We start from the raw sequence: 24174 nt of genomic DNA, 5'->3' as shown, positions 1-24174 counted from the left end.
AATGGGGTTATCGTTACCAAGAATAGTTCAGCGGCTTAGGCTTGCAACCCTGGCGTACAACCCGAGCCATGCTAGCCTAGGAATGAGCGATCAATGACACAGGAGGTGACAATGAAGCTGACCATACAAGGTATTCAGGATAAGCAGCCCATTCCCGAGAAGTTTGCCTTTGGCGTTCCCGGTGACGGCGAGCCCATGGCCACCGGGCCAAATCGCAATCCCGCTCTGACCTGGGAAGACGCCCCGGAGAACACGAAGAGCTACGCCATCATCGTGGTAGATCCGGACGTGCCGGAAGATGCAAGCGATGCCAATCAGCCCGGTAAAATGCTGGCAGCCGATCTTACTCGGCGCAATTTTTATCATTGGGTGCTGGTGGATATTCCTGTGAATACCAGCGCCATCGAGGAAGGCGCGGCTTCAGACGGCGTCACCCCCCACGGCAAGGAGCCCGGTCCTAGCGATCTTGGCCTCAAAGGCATCAACTCCTTCACGGATTTCCTGGCCGGCGATCCGGACATGGAAGGCACTTACGGCGGTTACGACGGCCCCTGCCCGCCCTGGAACGACGAGCGCATGCACCATTATCACTTTACGGTCTATGCGCTCGACGTGGAAACCCTTGGGCTGAACGGCGAGTTCACCGGGGTCGAAGCAGAAAAAGCACTGCAGGATCATGTGCTGGACAAGGCCACGGTAACCGGCACCTATACGCTCAATCCCGCGCTGCGCTGAACCTAGCCTGTATCGCAAAACGGCCCTCGCTTGTTTTCAAGCGAGAGTCGTCTTATTTGGTTCACTGCAAATTAGTGTGACGCCGTGAATCTGCCGGACAGGTTGGCGTAGGAGCGTAGATCCTCTGCGCGAATGGCGCCGTCAGGCGCCCGAGCCGAGCTTGCACTCCTTGGCTGGTGCCGCTACGCGGCATTCGCCCGATAAATCAGGCTCCTACGTCCCACAGCCATAGCACGGCAATCTGTGAAGAACCTTTTATTTTACGTCCAGTCCAGCACCACCTTGCCCGACTGCCCCGACCCCATCACCTCGAAGCCTTTCTCGAAGTCGTCGATGCCAAAACGGTGGGTAATGATCGGGCTCAGATCGAGGCCGGACTGAATCAGGCTTGCCATCTTGTACCAGGTCTCGAACATCTCCCGGCCGTAGATGCCCTTGATGGTCAGGCCCTTGAAGATCACCTTGGTCCAGTCGATGGCCATTTCCTTGGGTGGAATGCCGAGCATGGCGATCTTGCCGCCGTGATTGATGACATCGAGCATCTCCGCCACCGCCGAAGTCACCCCGGACATCTCCAGCACCACATCGAAGCCTTCGCTCATGTCCAGATCCGCCATCACGTCCTGGAGTTTTTCCCGCGAGACGTTGACGGTGCGGGTCGCGCCCATCTTGGACGCCAGTTCCAGGCGATAGTCGTTGACGTCGGTGATCACTACATGTCGAGCGCCGATATGACGAATTACGGCGGCAGCCATGATGCCAATGGGCCCAGCGCCGGTGATCAGCACGTCCTCGCCGACCACATCGAAGGCGAGCGCCGTGTGCACCGCATTGCCGAAGGGGTCGAAGATCGCCGCCAGTTCGTCGGTGACTTCATCTGGTAGCTTGAACAGGTTGTAGGCCGGCAGCGTCATGTATTCGGCGAAGGCGCCAGGGCGATTGACCCCCACCCCAACGCTGTTGCGACACAGATGCCGTCGCCCGGCGCGACAGTTGCGGCAATGACCGCAGGTCACGTGCCCCTCACCTGAGACTCGATCCCCCACCTCGAAGCCGCGGACCTCTTCTCCCAGGGCGACGATTTCGCCGGAATACTCGTGGCCGGTGATCATCGGTACCGGCACGGTGTTCTGAGACCACTCGTCCCATTGATAGATATGCATGTCCGTGCCGCAGATGGCGGTACGATGAATCTTGATCAGCACATCGTTGTGGCCGATCTCCGGCACCGGTGCATCGATCATCCAGATACCGGTTTCCGGCTTCAGTTTCGCTAGTGCTTTCATGAGATCACCTCGAGTTCGCGGCCGATGCGGGTAAACGCCTCGATGGCCGCATCGATCTGTTCAGAGGTGTGGGCAGCGGACATTTGGGTGCGAATGCGTGCTTGGCCCTTGGGCACCACCGGGAAGGAGAAGCCAATCACGTAGATGCCCTCGGCGAGCAGCCGATCGGCAAACTCGCTGGCCAGACGCGCATCGCCCAGCATCACCGGGATGATCGGATGATCCGCGCCGGCCAGGGTAAAGCCAGCGTTTGTCATGCCGTCGCGAAAACGGGCCACGTTGTCCCAAAGCTGTTTGCGCAGCTTGTCGCCCTGTTCGACCTTGTCGAGCACCGCAAGGCTCGCGGCCACGATGGGCGGGGCCAGGGCATTGGAGAAGAGATAAGGCCGGGAGCGCTGGCGCAGCCATTCGGCGATGGCGCCCCGAGCCGCGGTGACGCCACCGGAGGCGCCGCCAAGTGCCTTGCCCAACGTCGTGGTAATGATATCCACCCGGTCCATGACCTGATGATATTCGTGGGTGCCGCGCCCGCTATCGCCGAGAAACCCCGTGGCGTGGCAGTCGTCGATCATCACCATGGCGTCATAGCGCTCGGCGAGATCGCAGATGCCTTCAAGGTTTGCGATCACCCCGTCCATGGAGAACACGCCGTCCGTGGCGATGAGCTTGAAGCGCGCGCCGGCATCACTGGCTTCTTTCAGCCGCGCTTCGAGTTCTTCCATGTCGTTGTTGGCGTAGCGGTAGCGCTTGGCCTTGCACAGCCGTACCCCGTCGATGATCGAGGCGTGGTTCAGGGCATCCGAGATGATGGCGTCTTCTGCGCCGAACAGGGTCTCGAACAGCCCGCCGTTGGCATCAAAGCAAGACGAGTACAGGATGGCGTCGTCCATGCCGAGAAACTCCGCAAGACGCTTCTCCAGACGGCGATGTTCCTCGTGGGTGCCGCAGATGAAGCGCACCGAGGCCATGCCGAATCCCTGATCGTCCAGGCCATGCTTGCAGCGGCGATCAGGTCCGGATCGTCCGCCAGGCCCAGATAGTTGTTGGCGCAAAAGTTGATCACATCGCCGCTTTCGACCTTGATCTTGGCCCGCTGGGGCGAGAGCAGTTCGCGCTCCTGCTTGTAGAGCCCTTCTTCGCGTAGCTCATCGAGCTGTTGATTGAGATGTGTCTGGAATGCCTGGGACATGGTGGTTGACTCCTTGTCAGTCGGCCAAATGAAAAGGCCCTTGTACGTTGCCACCCGTTCGGGTGACGTGACCAGCATTGCGGCAGCGGGACATCAGTTCAGTGATTTGCGCAGCCGCGACAGGGCGATAATAAAGAATAGACCGCCAATGGCCGCCAGGGCCAACAGCTGTGGCCAGACGATGGCGAACCCTGCACCGCGAAAGAGTATTGCCTGGGCCAGCTCGATGAAATGGGTCGTGGGGGCAGCGAGCATGATGTTCTGGATGATCTCCGGCATGCTTTCCCGTGGCGACTGCCCTCCGGAAAGTATCTGCAGGGGCATCAGCACCAGAATGATCAGAAGCCCCAGTTGAGGCATCGAGCGGGCCACGGTGCCGAAGAAGATGCCCATGGACGTGGTGGCGAACAGGTGCAGCGCCGCCCCCAGCAGAAACAGCCATAGAGAGCCCGCGATAGGAATGCCCAGCCAGGTTTCCACCACGAAACGCAGGGCAAACGCCGAGGCCAGCAATACCACCAGCCCCATGGACCACACCTTGGCCACCATGATCTCCACCGGGGTCACCGGCATCACCAGAAGGTGTTCGATGGTGCCGTGTTCGCGTTCGCGAATCAGTGCCGCCCCGGTCAGGATGATCGAGAGCATGGTGATCTGATCGATGATGGAGTTGATGGCACCAAACCAGGAGCGATCCAGGTTGGGGTTGTAGTTCATGCGCACCACGGACTCCACTGGCAGCGGGCCCTGCCCGGCATAGCGCTGTAGAAAGGTAGTGGTCTCGCTGGTGATGATCTGCTGGATATGCCCGGCGCCGGTGAACGCCTGGCTGACCTGAGTGGCGTCAACGTTGAGCTGCACCGACGGTTGTCGTCCCCCAAGCAAATCGCGCTGAAAATCCGGCGGAATGTTCAGGGTGAAGGTGTATAAGCCTTCATCCATGCCGGTATCCATTTCCGCATGGGTGATGGGCCTGGGCGGCAGAAAGTAGGGCAGCTGAAAGGCATCCAGGATGCGATAGGACAGCGGCGAGGGGTCCTCGTTGACCACCCCGATGGTGGCTCTGAACGGCGCTTCCGGCACCGCGGTGGCGCTGGAGTAGACGCTGAAGCTGAAGGCGTAGACGATCAGCAGCACCAGGGCCGGGTCGCGGCTCAGGCTGCGCAGCTCTTTCATGCCGAGTTGGAAAATATTGGCCAGGGTACGCATGTCATTTTTCCTGCTGTCTGAGTCCGGCGATGCTGAGCAGCAGCAACACAGGAATAGTGATCAACAAGGGAATGAGGTACGGATAGAGATCCGCCATGCCCAGTGCCTTGGCAAACACCCCGCGGCTGACGATCAGAAAGTGGGCGGTGGGATAGATCTTGCCGATGAAGGCTGCTCCCCCTTCCATGGCGGACACTGGATGGATCATGCCGGAGAACTGCACCGCCGGGATCAGGGTGGCAATCATGGTGCCGAAGATGGCGGCGATCTGGCTGTTGAGCACCGAGGACATCAGAAGTCCCAGGCCGGTAGCGCAGAAGATGTACAGGAGTCCGGCGATCGCCAGGGTCAGAAAACTGCCCTTGATCGGCACGCCGAAGACGAATACCGCCAGGGCCACCATGATCAGAAAGTTCACCATCCCCAGGGCCACGTAGGGCAGCTGCTTGCCCAGCAGGAATTCCGTGCGGGTCACCGGAGTGACATAGAAGTTGGTGATCGAGCCCATCTCCTTTTCCCGTACCACCCCAAGGGCGGTGAGCATCGCAGGATCATCATTAACAGCATGGGAATCACCGCCGGCACCATGGCTCGCAGGCTTTCCACGTCCGGGTTGTAGCGATAGCGCAGAGCGATATCCGCAGCGACGGGGCTTGCGCCACTTGGCGCCTGCCGGGCGAGGTTCTTCAAGTAGTCCATGTGGATGCCCTGAACATAGCCCTTGACCGTGTCCGCGCGATCCGGCATCGAACCATCGACCCAGAAAGCCACCTCGGGCGTGGCGCCGCGCTTGAGATCGCGCCCGAATCCCGGCGGAATGACCACCCCCAGGCTGATCTCGCCGGTACGCATGCGCGCATCGAGCTGATTGATATTGGCAAGGGGCGGCTGCTCGATGAAATAGCGCGATCCCGCCAGGTTCAAGGTGTATTCATGGCTGGTGGTGGTCTGGTCGTAGTCAAGCACCGCATAGGGCAGGTCTTCCACGTCCATGCTGATGCCATAGCCCATGATGAACATCAGGATCACGCTTCCCAATAGGGCGAGCACCCCGCGTACCGGGTCCCGGCGCAGCTCCATGGCCTCTCGACTGGCGTAGCTGTAAAGCCGCAGGAAGCTGAAACGCTTGGGCGCCGCCGCTTGTAAGCTTTGCTCCGAAGGCGGCTGCGCGACCGTGGCGGGCGTATCCAAGGATGGATCCGGCTCCACATCAGCGGCATCGTCGTCGCTGGCCTGTTCGAGATAGGCGATGAACGCCGCTTCCAGGGTCGGGGCGTTCTGCTTTTCCTGCAGCGCCGCCGGCGTATCGCTATCCAGCACCTTGCCTGCGTGCATCATGGACATGCGATCGCAGCGCAGCGCCTCGTTCATGAAATGCGTCGAGATGAAGATGGTGACGCGCTCTTCTCGGGACAGGTAAATCAGCAGTTCCCAGAAGTTGTCCCGGGCCACCGGATCGACCCCGGAGGTGGGCTCATCAAGAATCAATATTTCCGGCTTGTGAATCACCGCCACCGCCAAGGACAGGCGCTGGCGCACCCCTAAGGGCAGGCTCATGGGCAGACTGTCCACCACGGATTCAAGCGAAAAGCGCTCGAGCATTTCCTGGATGCGCGGTTCTTGCTGCGCCTGGGGGATCTGGTACAGGCGCGCATGCAGCTCGAGGTTCTGACGTACCGTCAGCTCGCCGTACAAGGAAAACGCTTGGGACATGTAGCCGACCCGCTGACGTATCTCCAGGTCGTTCGGGTCCACCGGCTGGCCGAACAGCTTGGCTTCGCCCTCGCTGAAGGGCAAAAGGCCGGTCAGCATCTTCATGGTGGTGGACTTGCCGCAGCCGTTGGAGCCTAGAAAGCCGAATATCTCGCCGCGTTCGATGCGAAAACTGACGTGATCCACCGCGGTGAAATCACCAAAGCGCTTGGTCAGACCATGGGCCTCGATGGCGATCTCGTCGCTGGATTCACGCGGGGGGATTTCCACCTTGTGATGCTGGGCGCGCTTGGCTTCCGGCAGCAGGGCAATGAAGGCTTCTTCGAGGGTTGCGCTGTCGGTGCGCTCGAGCAGTTCTGTTGGGGTGCCGGTAGCAAGAATCCTCCCGGCATCCATGGCCACCAGCCAGTCGAAACGCTCTGCCTCATCCATGTAGGCGGTAGCCACCAATACGCTCATTTGGGGGCGCTGACGGCGAATCCGCGCGATCAAATCCCAGAACTGGTTGCGCGCCAGGGGATCGACCCCGGTGGTGGGCTCATCGAGGATCAGAAGGTCCGGGTCGTGGATCAGGGCGCAGCACAGTCCGAGTTTTTGCTTCATGCCGCCGGAGAGCTTGCCCGCCGGGCGCTCGGTGAACTTTTCAAGCCCGGTGCTCGAGGTCAGATCCGCAATGCGACGATCCCGTTCTTGCTGGCCCTGGCCGAACAGTCGGCCGAAGAACTCGAGGTTTTCGCGCACGCTCAGGGTAGGGTAGAGATTCTTGCCCAGCCCCTGAGGCATATAGGCGATACGCGGGCAGGTCACGCGCCGGTGCTCTGCATTCGTCATGTCGCCGCCGAGCACCTGGACGTTGCCCTGCTGCAGGCGACGAGCGCCGGACACCAATGCCATCAGACTCGATTTGCCCACGCCGTCCGGGCCGATCAGCCCCACCATGCGGCCGGTGGGAATCTCGAGGCTCAAATCATCCAGCGCCTTGATCTTGCCCTTGCGAACGCTGCCGTACTCCAGGGTGACGTTCTTCAGGCTGGCGACACTTTCCTGGGCTGCCATTACGGCCTCACGTTGATCTTGAGTGCTTCGGGCCATTCAATATCGTCGTCGAGTCTGACGTAGGCCACCCCGGGCAGGCCGGTCTTGACCTGCTCCACGTACTTCCTCAGAAGCTCCGGGTCGAGACGCGCCTTGACCCGAAACATCAGCTTCTCCCGCTCATTTTCGGTTTCCACGGTCTTGGGGGTGAACTGAGCGACGCTGGCAACAAAGCTGATACGCGCCGGTACCACGTAATCCGGGGTCGCATCGAGCACGATGTGGGCCGAATCACGAATGCCAACCCGGCCCACGTCGCGAGTGGGCAGGAAGAAGGTCATGTAGACGTCGGTGAGATCCACCAGGTTGAGAATCTTGGCGCCGGCGCCCAGCACCTCGCCGGGTTGGGCAATACGGTACTGCACCCGGGCCACGCGATCCGCCTTCAGTTCGCTGTCGTCGATGTCCGCCTGGACACGGGAAACGGCGGCGTTGGCGGCCTCGATGGCGGACTCGGCCTCGACCACCTGGGAGCGTGCGGATTCGATACCCGCTTCCGCGGACAGCACCTGGGAGCGCGCTGCCGCAAGTGCCGCCTCGGCGCTCTGCCGGGCGGCAAGATCATCATCGAGCTGCTGACGTGAAAGGGCGTTGCGTTCCACCAAGGTAGCGGAGCGCTGATAGCGCTTCTGGGCAGCGTCGAGCTCTGCCTGGCGCTGATTGACCACGGATTTGGCGGTCTCGTGTTCGCTCTTGCGCTGGGCCACCACGCTGCGGGCGGTGATAAGGGCGTTTTCCGCCTGACGGGTCTCAGCCATGGCCCGGGCCAGCTCCGCGTTCAGGGTGTCGGTATTCATGCGCGCGATCACCTGTCCCGGCTCGACGAAATCTCCCTCGTCCACCAGCACCTCCATGAGGCGGCCGCTGAGCTTGGTGGCCACGTCGATTTCGGTAGCCTCGATGCGGCCATTGCCCTTGGCAAAACCCTCGGGCAGCCCCTCGGGCTTGTACATCTGCCAGACCAGCAGCGCCAGTACGACGACGACGCCAGCGATGATCGATAGTTTGATGATGGATTTTCTGTTCGCATGCTTCATTGCATTGTTCCTGTCGCTCAAAGGTGGCTCAGTGGTGGCCCAACAAAATTAGCCGGCAAACGTTATCGTTCAGTCTAGCGCGTCTGCCGCGAACACCGCTTGATGTAAATCAGCTTCCGATATGCTCGTCGATATTGGCAAGACCCCAGCTCACCAGCTGCCTGCTGAGTTCATCCGCTGCCTGGCCAAAGGTATCGACGACGGATTCGATGCGCGCATCCTTGCTCTTGATTCGTACCGTAAAATTCTTGCTGGCCAGCAAACGGCGGCTGGCACCGTCAATCAGCTGCGCATCGAGACGAATGACGATCCAAGGAGTGTCTGCTTGGTACTCGCTGTGAAAGGCATCCAGTTCGCTGAGTAGTACGAAATCGCTTCTGACCGGATCGTTGCCGGCAAATACGCCGGAAAGGCGCCCATCTTGACGAAACGCTTCCGTCAGACGACCGCGTAGCAGGTCAGGCACATCCGTACTCCAGCGCGCGTCTTTGTAAACACTCAATTCATTCGATGACGGCATGACCAAAATTCGTCGATTCTTCAGGACCTCGCTGGCTCGGGGGGTGGCAAGGTGCAAGGTGACGTCCAGTGGCGCTTCACTCGACGGCGCGTGGGTTCCGACCGGCAGGATGAAGGTTCGCAACGGCTTCGCGCCGGGAAGCAGGGTGCAGGCCACCAGGGAACTCGACAGGATTATCAGGACAAGAAATTTCCAGGCAGCGGCCCGCCGAACAAAGCCCATACTGCATGCGCTCATGGTGAAAACTCCGGTAGGGTGTCGCCCTTGAATAGATAGTTGGAAGGGCTTTCCTCGAAGCGACGGGTGATGCGATTCAGATTGGTCAGCACGCTGTTCAACTCGTTGATGGCCGGCCCGAAATCGCCCAGTCCTCGGTCGAGAGAAGCTTCGTTATCCGCAAGCAAGGATTCGAGCCGAGCGCTCGTACGGGCTAGGGTCGTCATTGCCCGCTGGGCATCGTCAAATGCCAGGCTTGCCTGATTTTCCAGCAGTGCGTTGAACGTCTGGCTGGCCTGATTGAAGTTCGTCGCCGTCTGGGCAAGCTCGCCGCGCTGGGCCGCCAGCGAAGCGGTGACTCGCTCCATGTCCGTCAGGATACGCTCGACCCGCCCGGCGTTATCCGCCGACAGCAGCCGATTGGCGTTGTTCAGCAGCTGATCGAGGCTGCCCATCAGGGTTTCGCCATCGGCGAAAAGCGAGCGCAGGGAGGAAGGCTCCGCCAGGATCACCGCCGGCTGATCCGGGTCGCTGACAAGCGTCGGGCTCTGTGGGCTACCGCCGCTGAGTTGCACGCTCATGCTGCCGGTGATGTTGGCAAGCGCCAGGCTGGCTCGAGTATCTTCCTTGATCGGGATATCGCTATAGACGCGCACCAGTGCCCGGACTTGGCCTGGGTCGTTCGGATCCAGCGTTAGATCCAGCACGTTGCCTACCCGGATGCCGTTGTATTGCACCGCATTGCCCACAGCCAATCCGCTCACGGCCTGGTCGAAGCGGATCTCGTAGTGGCTGTAGTCCCGCTCGGCGCTCGACTTGCCCAACCAGAGGGCAAACAGCAGGGCGCCACCAAGAGCAATGAGGGTGAACAGACCTATCATCACATGATGCGCACGGGGTTCCATGTCAGCCCACCTTCGAAGAATTGAGATGCTGCCTCGCTGCTCGCCCACGAGGCCCATGAAAATAGTCGCGAACCCAAGGGTCGTCCACTTTTTCGACCACTTCCAGCCGGTCCGCTGCCAAAACGCGTCGCTGGGACAGCACGGCAACCCGATCGCAGGTGCTGTAAAGCGTATCCAGATCGTGGGTGACCAGAAATACGCTCAGACCCAGCGCATTTCTCAAGGTCAGCAGCAGCTGATCGAAGGCCGCGGCGCCGATGGGATCGAGCCCGGCGGTGGGTTCATCGAGAAACAGCACCTCCGGGTCCAGGGCCAGTGCTCGGGCCAGGGCAGCACGCTTGATCATCCCGCCGGAGAGCTCCGACGGGTATTGCAGGGCGGCATTTGCCGGTAGCCCCACCAGGGACAGTTTCACTCGGGCCAGAAACTCCGCCTCGGCCCGCGCAAGCCCCAGGTGCTCGATCACTGGAAAGGCCACGTTCTCCTGCAGGTTCAAGGAAGAAAACAGCGCCCCGCGCTGAAACAGCACGCCGAAGCGCCGTTCCAGCAGGGAGCGGCGCCTGGTCGATAGCGCCTGCAGATCCTCCCCGAACACGTCGATGCTGCCTGCATTCGGTCGCAGCAACCCAACGATGCTGCGCAGCAGCACCGACTTGCCGCTGCCGGAGCCCCCCACGATGCCCAGGATCTCTCCACGGTAGACGTCCAGGTCGAGATGTTCATGAACGACATGCTCACCAAAGCGGTTGCACAGATCGCGAATCCTGATCAACACGTGATCGTCGCCCCTTGGCGTATCTTCATGAAGACTCACCATCCCATCTCCATGAAAAACAGCGCGGCCATGGCGTCCAGCAGAATCACCATGAAGATGGACTGCACCACGCTGGAGGTAGTGTGCTCCCCTACGGACTGGGCGCTGCCGCTGACCTTGAAGCCTTCCAGGCAGCCGATTGCTCCGATGAAAAAGGCAAATAGCGGCGCCTTGGCCAGACCGACGATGAAATGATGGGGCGCCACCTCCTGCAGGATGGTGAAGAACTGCAGCGCCGAGATGTCCAGAGCCACCAGGCACACCAGCGCCCCGCCAAGGATACCGCTCAACATGCCCACGAAGGTCAGGATTGGCAGTGTCACCAGTATGGCGAGCACCCGTGGCAGCACAAGAAGCTCGACAGGGTTTAGCCCCAAGACGCGAATGGCATCGATCTCCTCGTTGGCTTTCATCGAGCCTATCTGGGCGGTAAAGGCGCTGGCGGTGCGCCCGGCGAGCAGAATGGCCGCCAGCAACACGCCGAATTCCCGCAGGAAGGAAAAGGCGACAAGATTGACCGTATAGATCGTCGCGCCGAAGTTCTGTAGCACCGTGGCGCCCAGAAAAGCCACCACCGCCCCGATCAGGAAGGTCAGCAGGGCGACGATGCCGATGGCGTTGAAACCGGTCTGCTGAATCTGTGCCACCAGGGCGGTCATGCGCCAGCGCCTGGGGCGCAACAGGTTCGTCACCAGCGCGCTCAGAATCAGGCCGATGAAACCAAGCAAGAGGCGCTGCTGTCGCCAGAAATCCTCGATGCGCTCACCGGTTTGCGCCAGAAAGGCCAGCGGCTTTGAGATCTCGTGGCTTTTTGGCGTAAGCGGCGTCGCCATGGCCTGGGTCATGGTGTCGAGCAATGCTCGACGTGCTGGGGACAGTTCTGGTGCTTGCGCCATGGTTGCCGCCATACGCTCAACGCCGAGCAGATCGATCAGCAGCGCGGCACCGGCGGTATCCAGGGTCTCAATCGCACTTAAATCGATGCTTCTGTCTAGGTCGTGGCCGTTCCCGACCTGAGCCTTGAAAGCGTCGATTTGAGCCTGAAGTCTGGCGTAGTGGGTAATGGTCCAGGCACCGATGACATGCAAACCGTCGGGCCGGTCGTCGAGGCGACCGGCCTGGCTCGTGTTTGGAGTCATTTGGCTTTCGATTGCTTATTCGATGTTCGGCTTGACGGCTGTTCAAAGATCTCGTTCAGGTAACGCCATAGCTTTCCGGTCTCACCTTCGCCGTTGCACCAGGCCGGCTCGATCCTGCACACGGCATCGAGGATTCGCTGTCGCGACTCCTCATCCGGCACCATATCGGGCAGCTGCTGCACGCTTTCCTCGGGATAGGCAAAAACCAGTAGATTCTGCTGGCGCGTAATCTCGCGCAGCGTCTCGATGTCCGGTAAACGCGTCGCTACGCGGCGATAGCCATTGACGATGGTCTCCATGGCGGACTTGGACAGCCTGCCATCCGCCTTCTTGGCGAACAGCAGCAGCACCCGCAGACCAGCTTCCAGCTCGCCGCCCTTGCCCAGTTCATCGCGAAGCTTCTCGATGCGCTCTCGCTCACGGCTTTCGTCATGGCGCTTGGTGTTAGGCGAGGGGGCGGCGCTGCTGAGCATGCTCAGATAGCCGTAGACGGCATGAAAGATTAGTTCACCGCCGGCATCGCGCATCTCCCCCCAGCTGTCCAGAGTATTGGCGATGTTGCGCGAGGCCAGTCCCTGCCAGGCCAGCAGCGGGTTTTGCGCATCAACTAGGTGGCGGGACGCCCGCACCTGTTCAGCGGCGGCGGGCAGCCACCACAGTGCAGGATTCTGGCTGCCCCAAAGGCTGCGCTTGAGACGAAACGGATGGGTCTGGCGCATCGTTTCCGCCATGGGTTCAGTGATCGCCCGGCTGAGCCAGGGCCGGACCATCCAGTCGTAAAGGGTGCTGGTGATTTCCGAGACTCGGTCTACCTCGATGAATTCTCGCTCCTCGTCGCGTCCGTCCGTGTCCACGGCCCGGATGTCGTCGACGCTACGAGACTCAAAATGCACCTCGTACTGTGGCGTTTTGCTATCCGAGAGGTCATCGATGATCAGCTCATAGAGCCCGGGTGGAAGCGCCTTGATTTCATCGATGGCGTCGATCATCTGGCGATGCTCGCGCCGCGCCACCTTGCCGGAGACAAAGATGCCCAAGTGCCCGGTGCTGGCGTGCTTGAGATAGACGATGGTGCGCCCGGCGCTCTGCAGGGCGAAGTCGTCCGGGTAGAGATCGACGATCCAATCCAGGGCCTGCTGGGGCGGAGTGATGTTGTCACCATAGGAGCAGAACACCACCACCGGCACCTCGATGGCGCGCAGATCGAGCAGATTGCCACCGGCATTGGCGGCACCGGTCAGTCGATTGCCGATGAACAGATCATCGACGATGGACTCTATTTCGTCCGCGTTGAACAGATTCGGGCTGCCCCACCAGCGCTCGAAATCAAGAAAGCGCGGCGCTTCGGTATCTACCTTGGAATAGAGATCGTAGCCCTTGGTCCAAAGCGTGTTGGCAGGATTCAAGTTCTCGAAGTTGCTGACCAGCCAGGCACCGTCGAAGCGACCGTTGCCCAGATCGCTTGCCAGCCGGGTAACCCAGGCGCCCCCCATCAGGCCGCCGGCATAGCGCATCGGGTTGCGTCCGGTGACGCCGGCCCAGTAGGCAAGCGGCGCCCCGTTGACGATCACCATTCCCGGCAGTTCCGGGCGGGCGGCGGCAAGCCCCATCAGGGCCCAGCCCGCCTGGCAGTTGCCGATGATGACCGGCTTGCCGGCGTCAGGATGGCGTGCGGTCACGAGTTCGATGAAGCGTATCTGGGCCATGGCCACGTCGGTCATGGTCTGACCGGGTTCCGGAGAAAAGCCGAAGGCGATGAAATAGGTCGGATGGCCGGCGCGCAGGCTCTCACCAATTTCCGAGTCCTGCTTGAAGCCGCCGATGCCGGCACCATGGCCGCCGCGAGGGTCGATGACGATCAGCGGCGCCAAGGTATCGTCAATGGGCTGATCGTTACCGGGCAGGATGCGCAGCAAGGAGTAGTTGACTGGGGTTTCCAGATCGGCGCCGTCCAGCAGCACATCAAAATCGAACTTGAGCAGCGGGGGAGAGCCAGCCTGTTCGTGGGCCAGGGTGTTGTCCGCGCGCTGGCGCAAGGTGTCCCAGAACAGCACGCTGCGCTCGCCTGCATCTACCAGGTAGTTCAGCCAGTCTCCGGGGCTGGGCACCTTCAATTTGCCCTCGAGCCAGGGCTCGATCATGTCCTGCTGGCGCCTTTGCAGATTGGTCAGCAGATTCTGGCCTTGCTGGCGCTGCAGGTCGGTAATGTTGCCGATCAGTTGCCTGGCAGCGCTTCTTGTTTCGTGAGTTGCTTCCTGCGCGTTCACTTGCCTGGTGACTGACGTATTCTCTGAACGATCCATGAAATCTCCTCATGAAAACGCTTGTGGTGAGCGGTATCAAACGCCTCGAGCTGTTGATTAGCAGTCTAACTCACGCGCCATGAGCACCGCTTGATGCGGATCATCTTGCAGGTGGATGTTGCAGCTCGTTGCCGTCAGCGTCTTCGAATTTGAGTCCCCAGCTGGTCAGGGCGGCGAACAGCATGATCAGCGCCAGGAACCAGCCTTGGAAAACGAAGGGGAATACCTGGGTGGGCGCCACCGCCGGCAGCCAGTCGTAGGTGTCCTGCATCCCGGTGATCGTCGACCAGCCCAGCAGCACCGGCGCACCCCAGGGAAAGATGTACCCTAGCGCGGAGGTCACCGCGTCAAGCATGTTGGCCCGCCGATAGCGATGTATGTGATAGCGGGTGCCGAGTTCACGCACGAAGGGAGCGGCGGCGATCTCCGCGGCGGTATTGATGGTGATGGCGCTGTTGAGCAGAGCGACGATGCCCCAGATCGAGGTCTCGGCACGCTTGACGGATTTCCCGATCCAGGTCATCAGCTTGCCGGTGATCATCTCCATGGTGCCGCCGAGTTTCATCAGGTAAGCGCCAGCGACGATTAGCAGGATCAGGATCGACATGGTGACGTAACCTTGGACGCCATTGACCAGCGCCCCAGTGACCACGGTATCGGAATCCGCATCGAAGGCGATGATATCGGACAGCGAGCCGGGGCCGATGAAGGCAATGGTGGGAATCGAGGCCAGAATGCCCCAGGTGAGCGAGGTGATTAAATGCTGACCGGACAATGCCAGGATCAAAACCAGCGCAAAGGGCGCCAGCATTACCAGCCCCAGCGGTTCCGTGGACTCCATCATGGCACTGAGCGCGGCGGGATCGGCGGCGCTGCTGTCGCCGCCACCGCCGAACAACACATAGAGAATCGTCGCTGGAATCGCGGCCATGATCGAGTATTTGAAACGGCTGCGTACCACCCCGGGCACGTCCGCGTCCTGGGTGGTGGCGGAGACGATGGTAGTGTCCGAGACCGGCGCCAGATTGTCGCCGAAGATGGCGCCGGAGAGAATCGCCGCAAACAGCATCACCGGGTCGCTGCCCACGGCGACGCCAGCCGGGTACATCAGGGTACAAAACGCCACGGTGGTCCCGTAGCCGGTGCCCACGGCGGTAGAGAAGATGGCGGCCAGGATGAAGGTCAGGGCAACGAACCAGCCCCCGGTCATGTCGGAAATGGCGCCGAGCCACACCAGACCTTCCACCAGGCCGCCGACCTGCAATACCTGAGCGAACATGCCGGCATAGAACCAGGCCACGATGGCGACGACGCCGACCGGCTGGGTCAGACCCTCGAACAATCCCTTGGCGTAGTCCTCCCATTTGCTGGTGCAGAAGAATAGCCCCAGGGTAATGCCGAACAGGGCCCCCATCACCAGGCCGATCTCCGAGGAGAGCCCCATCACGCTGGTACTGATGGCCCAGATCACGAAGAACAGCAGCGGCACCGCCGCCCCCCAGGCGCCCAGACGAAACGAGAGAGACGACACTCCTTCATCCTGAGTGGCTTGTTGCCGATCCGTTGGTGTGCTGCTCATAGGACGTTCCTTGTTGTTCATTGCCTGCCATCAGCGTAGCAATGAAGACAGGAAATGTCGGCAGCGCGTCACATACGTCCCTGACTTCCCTGCGGGCTACCAGCCCCAGAACATCAGCCACCAGGCCGCAAGCACCACGCCAATCGCCAGGGCCACGCCGCCCAGGGCGCTCAGCCGGCGCACGCCGCTGGCATAGCGGCCAAGGATCTTCCAGCCAAGGCTCAGACACCAGGCGCTGCAGGCAATCAAGAGCGCCGCCCGGGCATCGTTTGCCCATAGCATGCGCAGCCCGTCGCCCCGTAGCAGGGATACCGTGGTGGTGGAGAGCCCGAGAAATACCCCCAGCCCGCCCAGGGGTATCAGGGCATAGGCAAGATGCCAAAGGCGCGGCCAGGACCAGGCACCCAGAAGTCGATTGGTCAGGGCCAGACATCCGCTCAGCAAGAATCCCATGACCAGGCCGGTTGCCAGGATATAGCCGATCAGTACGGCGCCATCCAGCAAATTGAAGACATCGTTCTGGCCAGGATAGTTGGTCAGTATCCACCAGGGCGCGGTGGTCTCCAGGGGCCACATCAAGTCGTGGTTGACCAGCCAGACGGCAGCGGCCTGCTTCAACTGCACGAACCAGGGGCTGGCAGACCAGTGAAAGGCACCAATGGCAACACCCAGCAAACCAAAGATCAGTAGAACGAACTCCCAGATGCTGGCGGGGCGATCGCGACTTGGGGTGATCAGCTCGCTGCCGGGCTTGCGCGCCTCGAGATGCATCGCATTCTTGTAGCCGCTGCAACGGGAGCACATATGGCAGTCGCTGGCGCTGTCGAGTTGCTTGAGTGGGATCAGCGGCGCACAGTTCGGCGCGGCGTGGCGCACCGCCTCTCCTTGGCGGACCTGGCGGTTGTAATCCTCCCAGGCGCCTTTGTCAGTGTGATAGTGCAGCGGTGCAAGCTTGGCCAGCAAAGAAAAGACGCCGTTGACCGGACACAGATGACGACACCACACCCGGGTGCCCTTGCCATAGACGAGCCCCACGGCGATCGCCGCCACGGTAGAGCCGCCGAGCACCACCAGGCGCCGGTAGGATACTGATAGACGCTGGCCATCTGGCCGTACAACGTGGTGCCGAGAAAGGCCACGAAAGGCCAGCCCTTCCAACGTATCCAAGGGGGAATGGGGCGGCCCATCCCGACCCGGCTGGCGGCTTCGGACAGCGAACCTTCCGGGCAGAACACGCCACACCACATCCGCCCGACCAGCACCATGCTGACCAGCACGAAGGGCCACCAGATGCCCCAGAACACGAAGGCAGCGAACACCGTGAGATTGGACAAGATATGCGCCTGATAGTCCGGCAAAGGCAGCCAGGCCGGCACCAGCAGCAAGAAGGCATAGAGCCCGACTACCGTCCACTGAATGGCCTGGATGACCCCGCGATGGCGCTGCAGGGCATTGCCTAGAGCCGCGAGCCTGGGGTTACGCGGCGCATTGCGTGATGTGCTCGGGCTGCAGGCGCTCATCAGGTTTGCTCCGCCGGTACCGAGTGAGTCACTTGATGAGTGCTTGCGCGACGCTTCTGCCAGCGCAGAAGCCCCAGGATTGCGATCCAGTAGATCGCATAGCCGGCCACCACGGTAAACGGCGGCCAGGCACGGTAGCCGGCGAAAGAAGCGAGAATGCCGCCGATACCGCTGCCATCATCCAGCCAGGCGCTGGTATCCCATAGCGGATCTGGCCCGGCAGGCAGAACGCCCAGGCCGATGAGTCGCTCAAGCCCCGATACCAGCAGCGACGCGGCCAGAAACAGCAGCAGAATCTCGGTGATACGGAAAAACAGCTTCCAGGAAAACACCTTGGTTCCCAGCTGCAGCACCCAGAAGGTCAACAGTGCCAGCACGAAGCCAACGGCGGCGGATAACGCAAAGCCGCCGATGCCGCCGCTTTGCAGCTGTGCCATGCCCATGCCGTACAGGAACACGATGGTCTCGGAGCCTTCCCGGGCTACGGCGATGGCCACGAGAAGTGTGATGCCCCAATAGCGGGACTGGGCCACGGACTCCTGCAGACCTTGCTGCATGTCCGTTTTCAAGGTGCGTCCGTGAGCGCGCATCCATAGCACCATCTGCACGATCAGCGCACAGGCGATCAGCACCATGGCAGTCTGGAAGACATCCTGAGCCGGACCCTGCAAGACGCTGCCGGCGCTCATCAGGCCCAGACCCATGAGACCCGCCAGCACCAGGCCACCGAACACGCCCAGCCATAGATAACGCAGGCCGATACGTGCCTCGGACTGTTTCAGCCAGGCATAGACGATGCCCACGACCAGAATCGCCTCGACGCTTTCGCGCCAGACGATGAAGAGTACCTGTTCGTTCATGCTTGTCTCCTGGGATTACTCGGCGATCACGAGGCCACGTGCATCGGGTAAGTGAAATTCATCGAAAAAATCGTATTCCCCGGGCTTGAGCGGATGGATGACCACGAAGGACTCGACACCGGGTCCCATCACCTTTTCCTTGCGCAAAGAGCGGCTTTCGAACTCCACCGGAGTGTTGCCGGTATTGTGCAGATTGATCTTGAAGCGCTCACCGGCTTTGACACGCAATTCCTGAGGCTTCAGCTCTCCGTTGTGCAGTTCGAGATCGTAGGCCGGCAGGCTAGCGGCCTGGGCTTGGGTTTGAACAAGAACAGCGGTAAGCGCCAGCAGGAGAAATCCACGCAGTGCTGTCTTCATAAGAGGACTCCAGGAATGGACCGAATCAATAACCGCCTTTCTTACCGGTCCCGGCATACACAAAGTCGTACTCGACCTCGAAAGGCTCATACCATTCGGCGACACCGGTTTCCTTATCGATGTGGCGCTGTAGCTGGGGAGGAGTGATGGTGTAGGTCAGATGATACTTACCTGGCCCATCAAGCTTGACGTTGGCGCCGTAGTGGGTGCCGTCGTTAGCCATCATCGGCATGAAGCTGCCCTCGATCGACTCATCGCTATCTTGCTTGGTCAGGGTGTAGTCGATGTCGAGATAGGGAATCCAGTCCCCCGGCGCGAAGCCATTGGGATTGTCCTCCAGAGCGTGAATGTCCGCTTCCAGATGCACGTCCGCCTGATCCGCAGGCAGTTCGCCGGCAGGTTCCATGGTTACCGGCTGCAGATAAACCGCAGCGATCTCCATGCCGTGCTCGAGCTTCGGCTCGCCGATAGGGTACTCGAGGGCCAGGGCAGACGTAGCGACCAGCGATAGAGGTATGGGCAGGGTGACAAGCAACACGCGCTTCATGAAGACTCCTGTTAAAGGTTAGCAGGATAGCATTGTGTCTAACAATGATAGGGATTCTCAACAGCATTTGTGTTACTGCGACGTCGTGCCGCTCTGGCGCAAGCCAGTTTGCTTGATGCCATGATATGTTTTGAGCGCCAGGTATCGACGGTATGTGACGGTTGTTCGCAACTATCTGCATATGCTTGCAAGGTTCTGAATATTCGAGCTCACATGTCCGAACTGGAGATCCTTCATGCGAACTGTTTCGATATTCAAAAATGGCAAGAATCAAGCCGTTCGCCTGCCCAAGGATATGGAGTTCGACGATGTCACCAAGCTGGAAATCATTCGCGAGGGCGATACCATCACGTTACGTCCGGTTCGTCCTAGTTGGTGTTCGTTGAGCACATTATCCAAGGCTGATGCGGACTTCCTGCAAGAGCGCCCTGGGATCGTTACTGACGAAGGGCGCTTCGAGCCATGAGCACCTGCATGCTCGATACCTGTATCTGTTCTTTCATCATGCGTGATCATCCGGAATCGCTGCTGCAGCGTCTGACCGACGAAGTGGCCAAGCAGAATAGAATCGTCATATCGGCCATCACCTATGCCGTAATGCGCTACGGCCAGATAGGCAAGAAAGCCTCGCCCAGGCACGAGCTGCTCGTAGATGAATTTGTGCGTCGCCTCGATGCCATTTTACCTTGGGACAAGGCGGCAATAGATGCCACTATTGAGGTCAAGCGCCAGCTGACCAGGACGGGAACGCGGATAGGCAACAACGACAGCGCCATCGCAGGCCATGCCATCGCGAGCGGCTGCGTATTGGCGACCAACAACCTGCGCGAGTTCAGCCGTGTGATCGGGTTGGTTTATGAGGACTGGGTTCACTGAAAGCACTAGCAACCAATAAATGGACTGAACAGGTTGCCTGTCCACCATGCCTTGCTATCATGGATGAATGAACAGTGCTCTGGCTTCTCACTCCTTCGCCGCGTCGGTAGACGATCCTTTCTATTACCTGCTCAATTTTCGTTTTCTGCTCGACTGGGTGGAGGCGCGTTACCGCGATCTGTTGAATGCGGAGGAGCAGGGCTTCATCACCGCCTTTCATGACGTGCCCAAGATTTCCCAGGCCCTGCTGGTACGCATGATCATGCGCAAGGGCACGCTGTTTCGAGAAAGCAAGCTTGCCTACCCCGAAATAGGCTCGACTCGAGACGCCGCAGTGCCGTTGATTGCCCAAGGGTTGATCGACGATAGGCCCATGCTGAGCCTGGAAGAGCTGTTCGACCTGCTAACCAAGGCAGAGCTCGTTGCCGTGTTCAAGGATCATGTCGATCGCAAAAGCGTGAAAAAAGCCACGCTGTTCGAGAAGCTTGCCGCTCTTTTCGGGGAAGAGCATACATTCGATGGCTGGTATCCGGAAAGCGAAGACAAGGTGTATGCCCTGCCGCTGATGGCCCTGTGCGACCGATTTCGCCTGATGTTCTTCGGCAATCTGCGTCAGGATTTCTCCGAGTTCGTGCTGGCGGATCTGGGCATCTTTCGCTACGAGCGGGTGCCGTTCACCCCGAATTCCCGCGCGTTCACATGTCGCAACGACGTGGACGCCTATCTGCATCTGCATCGCTGCCGAGAGTCTTTCGAGGCGGGAGTGCCTCTGGAGAATGTGCTCGCCGAGGTGCCGCCAGCCTTCGCCGACAGCCCCTGGCTCGAATCCCGCCGCGCCAGGCTGTTGTTCGCCCTGGGCCAGCACTGCGAACGCAGCGCGCTGCTGGACACCGCGCTTGACGTGTATGCGGATTGCATTCATCCCGGTGCCCGATCTCGCCGCCTGCGGGTGCTGGAGCGCAGCGAGCAGTTTGAAGCGGCGTTGGAACTGGCTCAGAAAGCGCAACAAGCACCGGAAAGCGAGGCGGAGTCCCAGCTTCTTGAAAGAGTGCTGCCACGCCTGCGGCGCAAGCTGAATCTACCCAAGCTGCCGCGACAGGACGACGCAACCGTCGAGCGCATCGATCTGGTGCTGCCGAGACCGACTTCCCCACGCTCGGTGGAAAGCCTGGTGCGCGAGCATTTCGATGAAACGGCGGGCCCGGTGCATTACGTCGAAAATGGGCTGATCAACTCCCTGTTCGGATTGCTCTGTTGGGAAGCAATTTTCGCGCCGCTGCCCGGGGCCTTCTTTCACCCGTTCCACGGCGCCCCGGCGGATCTGCTGCGCCCGGATTTTCATGCCCGGCGCGAGGCGCTGTTTGCCGCCTGTTTGGCCAAGCTCGATTCAGATGCCTATCTGAGCACCATTCGCGAGAATTTCATCGCCAAGCAGGGCCTGCAGTCGCCTTTCCTGCACTGGGGCCTTCTGAGCGACACGCTGCTGGAACAGGCGCTGACCTGTTTCCCGGCGCGACATTTGAAGCTCTGGTTCCTGCGGCTGCTCAAGGACATCAAGGCTAATCGTGCCGGCCTGCCGGATCTGATCCAGTTCTGGCCCGAGCGCGACGCCCCTCTCACTCGCTACCGCATGATCGAGGTAAAGGGTCCCGGTGATCGGCTGCAGGACAATCAACGGCGCTGGTTGGCGTTCTGTGCCGAGCACGATATGCCGGTGACGGTGTGTTATGTGCAGTGGCAGGAAGGCGACACCGCCTCATGAACTACCACATTGCGGTCCGCGCCCTGTGCGAGTTCACTGCCAAGGAAGGCGATCTTGATCTGCGCTTCACGCCCTCGCCCTCCGCCCGGGAGGGCATCGCCGGCCACGGTGTGGTCGCAGCTCGGCGCAGTGACGACTACGAGCGGGAAGTGGCGCTCGAGGGACGCTATCGTCATCTCAGGGTGCGCGGTCGCGCGGACGGGTTTGACCCCGCGCTCAGCCAGCTCGAGGAGGTGAAGACCTTTCGCGGCGACCTGTCGCTGATGCCGGCCAATCATCGGGCGCTGCACTGGGTTCAGGTAAAGGTCTATGGCTGGCTGCTATGTGAGAGCCGGGGGCTTTGTGAGCTGCGCCTGGCCCTGGTCTATTTCGATATCGTCAGCCAGCGGGAGACACTGCTCAGCGAGGTGTTTTCAGCGACGACATTGCAGGCATTCTTCGAGCAGCAGTGTGAGCGCTTCATCCATTGGGCGGATCAGGAACTGGCCCATCGGTCGGCTCGGGATCATGCCTTGAGTGAGTTGAAATTTCCTCATCCGAGTTTTCGCACCGGCCAGCGCCCCTTGGCGGAGGCGGTTTACAAGGCGGCCAGCACCGGGCGCTGTCTGATGCTGCAGGCGCCTACCGGTATCGGCAAGACGCTGGGCACGATGTTTCCTATGCTAAAGGCACTGCCGACTCAGAGCCTGGACAAGCTCTTTTTTCTCGCCGCCAAGACACCGGGGCGACGCCTGGCCCTGCAGGGGCTGGAATCCCTGTTGCCTCGAATTGATGGCGACGAGCCTGGGCCGTTGCGGGTGCTGGAACTGGTGGCCCGGGACAAGGCCTGCGAGCATCCGGACAAGGCCTGTCATGGCGATGCCTGCCCCCTAGCCAACGGCTTCTACGATCGTCTGCCCGCCGCGCGTCAGGCGGCGGTCGAAGTTGGCATGCTCGATCAGGCGGCGCTGCGGCAGGTGGCCTTGGCGCACGCTGTCTGCCCCTATTATCTGAGCCAGGAGCTGGCGCGGTGGAGTGACGTAGTAGTGGGGGATTATAACTACTACTTCGATCTCAACGCTGGGCTGTTCGGCCTTACCCTGGCCAATCAGTGGCGCATTGGTGTGCTGGTGGACGAGGCCCACAATCTGGTGGAGCGGGCCCGGCGCATGTACAGCGCAGAGCTGGATCAGGTGGCCTTCAAGGCGCTGCGGAAAGAGGCGCCGGCAGTGCTAAAGAAAGCGCTGGACCGAGTTGCCAGGCAGTGGAGCGCGCTCAACAAGCTAGAAAGCGAGACGGCAAAGAAACAGACCTACCAAGTGCTGGATGCGCCGCCGACCACGCTGTTGAACGCCCTGCAAAACGCCGTCGCCGCGATCACCGATTATCTCACGGAGCAACCGTTTGGCCTCGTTAGCGCGCTGCAGACCTTCTACTTCGAGGCGATGCATTTCTGCCGCGTGGCGGAGCTTTATGATGAGCACTCCCTGTTCGACATGACGCTCAAGGCCGGTCGGCGAGGTGGGGTGAGTTCAACGCTGTGTTTTCGCAATGTCGTGCCGGCAGGGTTTCTGACACCGCGCTTCGAGGCGACGAAAGCCACGGTACTGTTCTCCGCGACCCTGAGCCCGAGCCGCTACTACGGCGATTTGCTCGGTTTACCGGCAAATACGCCCTGGATCGAGGTGGAATCGCCTTTCAGCGCCGAGCAGCTGTCGGTGCGAATCGTCGATCATGTCTCGACCCGCTTTCATCAGCGCGGGGCCTCCCTTGCGCCTATTGCCCAGCTGATGGCGGATCAGTTCGCCAACCGGCCGGGCAACTATCTGGCCTTTTTCAGCAGCTTCGATTATCTCGAGCAGGTGGTCGAGCTGTTTCGCGAGCGTCATCCGGCGTTGCCGGTCTGGGTACAGTCACGACGCATGGACGAGCCCGCCCGGCAGGCGTTTCTTGCACGCTTCGAGGAGAATGGCCAGGGTATCGGTTTTGCCGTGCTGGGCGGGGTCTTCGGTGAAGGCATTGACCTGCCCGGCGAGCGCCTGATTGGCGCCTTCATCGCGACCCTGGGGCTGCCGCAAATGAACCCGGTGAACGAGCAGTTCAAGCGTCGAATGGGGGCGCTGTTCGGCGACGGTTACCACTACACCTATCTCTATCCTGGCCTGCAGAAAGTGATCCAGGCCGCCGGGCGTGTCATCCGCACCCAGCAGGATCGTGGCGTGATCTATCTTATTGACGATCGCTTCGCCGGCACCCAGGTACAAAAACTACTGCCCGGCTGGTGGCGGACGGCTAGTTCTGCGAAGGCTCGCCCTCCGCCTCTTTAGCGTTAGTCGGCTCGGCCTCGGTCGATTCAGTCTCAGCTGAATTGACCAAGACTCGAAGCTTTTGCTGATCCCCCGAGGTAGATGCAGCGTGAAGATGGCTCGAGTCGGGCCTGGCGGCGTCAACTGCCAGTAACGCCTGTCGCTGGTCAATTCGCTCGTCCATCCGCCTTGATCGACGAACCAGGTCGCAATCTGTTCGCTGTCCA

Annotated in this window: 18 protein-coding genes and 2 pseudogenes; 5 read left to right on the top strand and 15 right to left on the bottom strand. The window is 60.6% G+C overall.

Annotation, left to right across the window (positions count from 1 at the left end):
* The first annotated feature begins 111 nt into the window (after positions 1-111).
* Positions 112-735, top strand: coding sequence for a YbhB/YbcL family Raf kinase inhibitor-like protein (locus CH74_RS03875; RefSeq protein ID WP_048306158.1), 624 nt, complete (start codon positions 112-114; stop codon positions 733-735).
* 260 nt (positions 736-995) lie between these two features.
* On the opposite strand, the gene tdh is transcribed toward CH74_RS03875, so the two are convergent.
* The 15 genes and pseudogenes from tdh to CH74_RS03800 all read right to left on the bottom strand — a co-directional run bounded on the left by tdh (position 996) and on the right by CH74_RS03800 (position 19024).
* Positions 996-2021 (bottom strand): L-threonine 3-dehydrogenase, encoded by a 1026-nt coding sequence (gene tdh, locus CH74_RS03870; protein ID WP_048306157.1) that lies wholly within the window; start codon positions 2019-2021, stop codon positions 996-998.
* Positions 2018-3210: pseudogene (locus CH74_RS03865) on the bottom strand (glycine C-acetyltransferase). Before CH74_RS03865 ends, tdh begins: the two are co-directional and overlap by 4 nt.
* Positions 3211-3303: 93 nt before the next feature.
* On the bottom strand, positions 3304-4419 hold the full coding sequence (locus tag CH74_RS03860; RefSeq protein WP_048306156.1) for an ABC transporter permease: 1116 nt from the start codon (positions 4417-4419) through the stop codon (positions 3304-3306).
* Position 4420: 1 nt separating this feature from the next.
* Positions 4421-7188: pseudogene (gene rbbA, locus CH74_RS03855) on the bottom strand (ribosome-associated ATPase/putative transporter RbbA).
* The gene (locus CH74_RS03850; RefSeq protein WP_048306155.1) at positions 7188-8264 is read right to left on the bottom strand and encodes an HlyD family secretion protein; all 1077 of its coding nucleotides are present in this window, start codon (positions 8262-8264) and stop codon (positions 7188-7190) included. Before CH74_RS03850 ends, rbbA begins: the two are co-directional and overlap by 1 nt.
* Before the next feature lie 109 nt (positions 8265-8373).
* The gene (locus CH74_RS03845; protein WP_082140279.1) at positions 8374-9021 is read right to left on the bottom strand and encodes an ABC-type transport auxiliary lipoprotein family protein; all 648 of its coding nucleotides are present in this window, start codon (positions 9019-9021) and stop codon (positions 8374-8376) included.
* Complete coding sequence (locus CH74_RS03840) at positions 9018-9905, bottom strand: MlaD family protein (protein ID WP_048306153.1); 888 nt, start codon at positions 9903-9905, stop codon at positions 9018-9020. The genes CH74_RS03845 and CH74_RS03840 overlap by 4 nt, the downstream gene beginning before the upstream one ends.
* A gap of 1 nt (position 9906) precedes the next feature.
* Positions 9907-10722: an ABC transporter ATP-binding protein gene (locus CH74_RS03835; RefSeq protein WP_048306152.1), complete on the bottom strand. Its 816-nt coding sequence runs from the start codon at positions 10720-10722 to the stop codon at positions 9907-9909.
* Positions 10716-11858, bottom strand: coding sequence for an ABC transporter permease (locus CH74_RS03830; protein WP_048306151.1), 1143 nt, complete (start codon positions 11856-11858; stop codon positions 10716-10718). The genes CH74_RS03835 and CH74_RS03830 overlap by 7 nt, the downstream gene beginning before the upstream one ends.
* Entirely contained in the window at positions 11855-14161 is a 2307-nt protein-coding gene (locus CH74_RS03825; protein WP_082140278.1) for a DUF3141 domain-containing protein, read from the bottom strand. Before CH74_RS03825 ends, CH74_RS03830 begins: the two co-directional genes overlap by 4 nt.
* A gap of 100 nt (positions 14162-14261) precedes the next feature.
* Complete coding sequence (locus CH74_RS03820) at positions 14262-15740, bottom strand: Na+/H+ antiporter NhaC family protein (RefSeq protein ID WP_048306150.1); 1479 nt, start codon at positions 15738-15740, stop codon at positions 14262-14264.
* Positions 15741-15836: 96 nt separating this feature from the next.
* Complete coding sequence (locus CH74_RS19310; protein ID WP_367379089.1) at positions 15837-16745, bottom strand: hypothetical protein; 909 nt, start codon at positions 16743-16745, stop codon at positions 15837-15839.
* 514 nt (positions 16746-17259) lie between these two features.
* A complete protein-coding gene (locus CH74_RS03810; protein WP_048306149.1) occupies positions 17260-18120 on the bottom strand; it encodes an FTR1 family protein in 861 nt (286 codons plus the stop codon).
* Positions 18121-18135: 15 nt separating this feature from the next.
* Complete coding sequence (locus CH74_RS03805) at positions 18136-18477, bottom strand: cupredoxin domain-containing protein (protein WP_053070611.1); 342 nt, start codon at positions 18475-18477, stop codon at positions 18136-18138.
* 25 nt (positions 18478-18502) lie between these two features.
* Positions 18503-19024, bottom strand: coding sequence for an iron transporter (locus tag CH74_RS03800; RefSeq protein ID WP_048306148.1), 522 nt, complete (start codon positions 19022-19024; stop codon positions 18503-18505).
* A gap of 235 nt (positions 19025-19259) precedes the next feature.
* Here CH74_RS03800 and vapB point away from each other — a divergent pair, with 235 nt between their 5' ends.
* The 4 genes from vapB to CH74_RS03780 all read left to right on the top strand — a co-directional run bounded on the left by vapB (position 19260) and on the right by CH74_RS03780 (position 23968).
* Positions 19260-19490 carry a type II toxin-antitoxin system VapB family antitoxin gene (vapB, locus tag CH74_RS03795; RefSeq protein WP_048306147.1) on the top strand — a complete coding sequence of 77 codons (231 nt, stop codon included), beginning with the start codon at positions 19260-19262 and terminating at the stop codon, positions 19488-19490.
* 8 nt (positions 19491-19498) lie between these two features.
* On the top strand, positions 19499-19900 hold the full coding sequence (locus tag CH74_RS03790; RefSeq protein ID WP_216594709.1) for a type II toxin-antitoxin system VapC family toxin: 402 nt from the start codon (positions 19499-19501) through the stop codon (positions 19898-19900).
* Between the two features lie 67 nt (positions 19901-19967).
* Positions 19968-21662, top strand: coding sequence for a VRR-NUC domain-containing protein (locus CH74_RS03785; RefSeq protein ID WP_048306145.1), 1695 nt, complete (start codon positions 19968-19970; stop codon positions 21660-21662).
* The gene (locus CH74_RS03780) at positions 21659-23968 is read left to right on the top strand and encodes an ATP-dependent DNA helicase (RefSeq protein WP_048306144.1); all 2310 of its coding nucleotides are present in this window, start codon (positions 21659-21661) and stop codon (positions 23966-23968) included. Before CH74_RS03785 ends, CH74_RS03780 begins: the two co-directional genes overlap by 4 nt.
* Positions 23969-24174 lie beyond the last annotated feature (206 nt).

This window comes from Halomonas sp. PR-M31 (genome assembly GCF_001039575.1).
Classification (GTDB): Bacteria; Pseudomonadota; Gammaproteobacteria; order Pseudomonadales; family Halomonadaceae; genus Modicisalibacter.
This window is presented reverse-complemented; position numbering and strand designations above follow the sequence as displayed.